The 3,792-nt window shown below is 67.8% G+C and carries 3 protein-coding genes; all 3 read left to right on the top strand.

The window, feature by feature from the left end:
* Window positions 1-1,535: S41 family peptidase (locus tag VFW45_13670; GenBank protein ID HEU5181831.1), on the top strand; the 1,535-nt coding region annotated here is incomplete at its 5' end.
* Between the two features lie 14 nt (window positions 1,536-1,549).
* Window positions 1,550-2,761, top strand: coding sequence for an aminotransferase class I/II-fold pyridoxal phosphate-dependent enzyme (locus VFW45_13665; GenBank protein ID HEU5181830.1), 1,212 nt, complete (start codon window positions 1,550-1,552; stop codon window positions 2,759-2,761).
* Between the two features lie 16 nt (window positions 2,762-2,777).
* Complete coding sequence (locus tag VFW45_13660) at window positions 2,778-3,686, top strand: PhzF family phenazine biosynthesis protein (protein ID HEU5181829.1); 909 nt, start codon at window positions 2,778-2,780, stop codon at window positions 3,684-3,686.
* Window positions 3,687-3,792: the final 106 nt, after the last annotated feature.

Below are 3,792 nucleotides of genomic sequence, written 5' to 3'. Positions count from 1 at the left end.
TGGGACGTACCGAAGACGCGGCGCAGGCCTACGCCGCGATGCTCCGGGCCGAGCCCGGTAACCCGGAAATCGCGGCGAGGCTTTCGGCCGTGCTGGCCCGCTCACCGGAGCAGCTGAAGGCCTGGCTCGAATCGACGCAGCCCGCGACGGATGGCGCGAAAGAGGATTCCGGCGACGTTCCGTTGCGCGCCCTGCTCCTGGAGACCGCCGGGCGACACGCCGAGGCGCTGCGCCTCCTGCGCGAATCGACCGCGAGCCATCCCGATCGCGGCGATGTGGCGCTGAGCCTCGCCCTGCGCCTGGAGGGCAATGACCGGGAAATGAAGGAGTGGCTCGACAAGGCGGTCGCGCTGGATCCTTCATCTCCCTGGCCTCACCTTCACAAGGGGCTTTTCCTCCTCAAGTCGGGCGACGGCTCGGGGGCGCGGCGCGAGGCGGAGGCGGCGAAAGCAATCGCCCCGAGGCTTCCGGAGGCCTTTCAGCTCGCCGGATCCGCGGCGCGCGTCGAGGCCGACTATCGGGCGGGGGTGGAGCAGCTCTCGCAAGCCCTCCTGCTCGATCCTTCCGATTCCCTGGGAGTCTCGCGCGTCCAGCTGGCGCTGGCCTACGCCGGCGAGAAGAATGGACCGGCTTCCCGCCAGGCCCTCGAAGGAGATCTGCCTCCCTTTTCGGATTTGATCTATCGCCTGGCCTGGGCCTTCGTGGATCGCAACTTCCTGGATCGGACGGCGCGCGGCGCCAGCTGGCAGCCGATGCGCGATGCATTCGCCGATCCCAACGCAAAGCCGGCGCAGGCCTACGCCGCCGTGGCGGCGTCGCTTGCTTCCCTGGGCGACCCTTACACGCGCCTGCGCTCGGCGACGGAAACCGAGGCGCTCTATGTGCGGGGCCGGCTCGAGAAAATGGTGACCGACGCTTCCGGAGCTCCTTCGCCCGCCTCCAGCGCGGTGGTGACGGGCGATCTCGGCAACGACATCGGCTACCTGCGGCTCACCACCTTCTCCGATCCGTCGGCGCGCGAGGCAATCCGCAAGGCGCTGGAGCAGATGGCCGAGAAGCAAGGGCTTGTCCTCGATCTGCGCGGCAACCTGGGCGGTCTGGCGGCCGAGGCCGACGCCGTCGCCGGCATGCTTCTCGAGGAAGGCGAAACCCTCGGAGTCCAGCGCACCGGCACGGGCGAGGAGGTCCAGAAGATCCCGCAGACCCGCCCGGCCTTCCCGCGCAAGCCGCTGGTGATTCTGACCGATCGCAAGACGGGGAGCGCCGCGGAGAAGCTCGCCGCCGGGCTGCAGGGATCGGGGCGCGCCACCATCCTCGGCGAGACAACCCTCGGCAAGGGAGCGGGACAAATGAGCCGTCTCCTGCCGGGAGGTGCGATGCTCCTGGTCACCGCCGTGGAGAGCCTGACTCCGTCCGGCGAGGCGATCCAGGGACGCGGCGTGGTCCCCGACGTTCCCGCCGAAGGCGACGAGTCGCTCGAGAAGGCCCGCGAGATCCTGGAGAAGCCACCCACACCAGCGCCACCCACGCCCTGAAGAAGGAGGGAGCAATGCCCCGAACGCCGCGGCGCTCCGCCGCGACCAACCACCTCGGCGAGAGCACCCGCTGCGTGCACGCGGGAAGCCGTCTGTCTCCGACTGCCTCGCTCGCGCCGCCGATCTTCCAGACCGCCACCTTCAAGCTGCCGACGGCCCGCATCGGGGCGCGCTATTCCGATGCCGTGGCACCCGCCGAGCTGTATACCCGCTGGGGGAACCCGACCCTCAAACAGCTCGAGGCGGGGCTGGCGGATCTCGAAGGAGGCGAAGCGGCGCTGGTGACCGCCTCCGGCATGGGTGCGGCGAGCGTGGCGATCCTGACCGGACTGAAGAAAGGGGACCACGTGGTGGGCGGGCACTCCGCCTACGCCGGCGTGATGGAGATCGAGACCCAATTGCTGCCGGATTTCGGGATCTCCTCGACCCTGGTGGAGAACACCGATCTCGATGCCTACCGCCGGGCGCTCCGTCCCAACACCCGGCTGATCCTGGTGGAAACACCGGCCAATCCGACGATGTCGATCACCGACCTGCGCGGTATCGCCGCGCTGGCGCGATCGCGCGGCATCCGCACCGTCGCCGACAACACCTTCGCCACGCCGATCAACCAGAATCCCTTGCAGCTCGGGATCGACGCGGTGTTCCATTCGGTCACCAAGGCGCTGTCGGGCCATTCGGATGTGACCGCCGGCGCGGTCATCGGCAGCGCGGCGTTCATCAAGGAAGCGTGGCACACCTTCAAGCTTCTGGGGCCGGTCCTCAATCCGATCGACGGCTGGCTGGTGCTGCGGGGCATGCGGACGCTGGCGCTGCGCGCCCGGCGGCAGAGCGACAACGCCCTGGCGATCGCGCGATTCCTGGAGAAGCACCCGGCCATCGCGCGCGTGCATTACCCGGGGCTGAAATCGCACCCGGGACATCGCATCGCGAAGCGCCAGATGCGCGGCTTCGGGGGACTGCTGTCGTTCGAGCTGAAGGGGGGACGGCGCGCCGGGGTGCGGCTGGTGGAATCGGTCAAGGTCATCACGCTGGCGGTGAGCCTGGGCGGGGTCGAGACCCTGATTCAGCACCCCGCCTCGATGACCCACACGATGATCCCGAAGGCGGCGCGCGAAGCGGCGGGAATCACCGACGGGATGATCCGGTTCTCCTGTGGCATCGAGGACGCGCGCGATCTGATTGCCGACCTGGAGCAGGTTCTCGGAAAGCGCAGACGAGGCTGAGGAAGGAGGTCCGGACGTGGCGCTGCGTTATTACCTGATGGATGTCTTCACCGATCGGATGTTCGGCGGCAATCCGCTGGCCGTCGTCCCAGAGGCGCCGAGTCTGTCTACGGAAACGATGCAATCGATAGCGCGCGAGCTGAATCTCTCCGAGACGGTTTTCGTCTTCTCGCCTGAGCGCGGTGGACTCAAAAAGATCCGAATCTTCACCCCAAGAAGCGAGCTCCCTTTCGCCGGCCATCCGACGGTCGGGACGGCGATTCTTCTCGCCGAGCTGGGATTGGCGCCGCAGCCCGAAGGGGAGTGCCGTATCGTCCTTGAGGAAGGAGTCGGTCCCGTTCCAGTTGCCTTGCGGATGAGGCAGGGACGACCCGAGTTCGCGCAGCTCACGGCGGCACAGCTGCCGGAGTTTCGCGCCCCGTCTCTGGCCCGAGAGACAATCTCGGCGATGCTGTCTCTGGAGACGGCCGATCTCCACCCGGGACCGCTCGAGCCCATCGCCGCTTCCTGCGGCGTGCCGTTCTTCTTCGTCCCGCTGCGCGATCGCGCGGCCGTGGGACGCGCGTCTCTCGACCGGACGGTTTGGCAGAAGGAGCTGGCCGGCCAATGGGCCGAGCATGTCCTTGTCTACGCCCTGGAAGGGGAGCTTCCCGGCTCCGACCTGCGCGGCCGGATGTTCGCCCCCGCGGCGGGCATTGCGGAAGATCCCGCCACCGGCGGCGCGGCCGTAGCTCTTGCAGGTTACCTTGCGAGGCAGCGATCCGAGACCTCCGGCACCTTCCGCTGGACTCTCGAGCAGGGCTTCGAGATGGGACGCCCCAGCCTGCTCTACCTCGAAGCCGAGAAGCGCGCCGGCGAAATCATCGCCGTGCGCGTCGGCGGCCAGGCTGTCGTCATCGGCGAGGGAACCCTGCGAATCGAATAACATCGTCAAAGCGGGACATCACTCGCCCTTGTCCGCAGGTGGGCGTTTGCCAGCAACCGAAGAAGGTCCTAGACCATTATTTGCCAAGGATGTCGGTCACTTGAAA

It is taken from the genome of Candidatus Polarisedimenticolia bacterium, assembly GCA_035764505.1.
In the GTDB taxonomy this organism is placed as follows: domain Bacteria; phylum Acidobacteriota; class Polarisedimenticolia; order Gp22-AA2; family AA152; genus AA152.
This window is presented reverse-complemented; position numbering and strand designations above follow the sequence as displayed.

What these genes read in the sequence shown, in the direction of transcription:
- VFW45_13665 (HEU5181830.1), top strand. Translation starts at nt 1,550, where the DNA reads ATGCCCCGAACGCCGCGGCGCTCCGCCGCGACCAACCACCTCGGCGAG.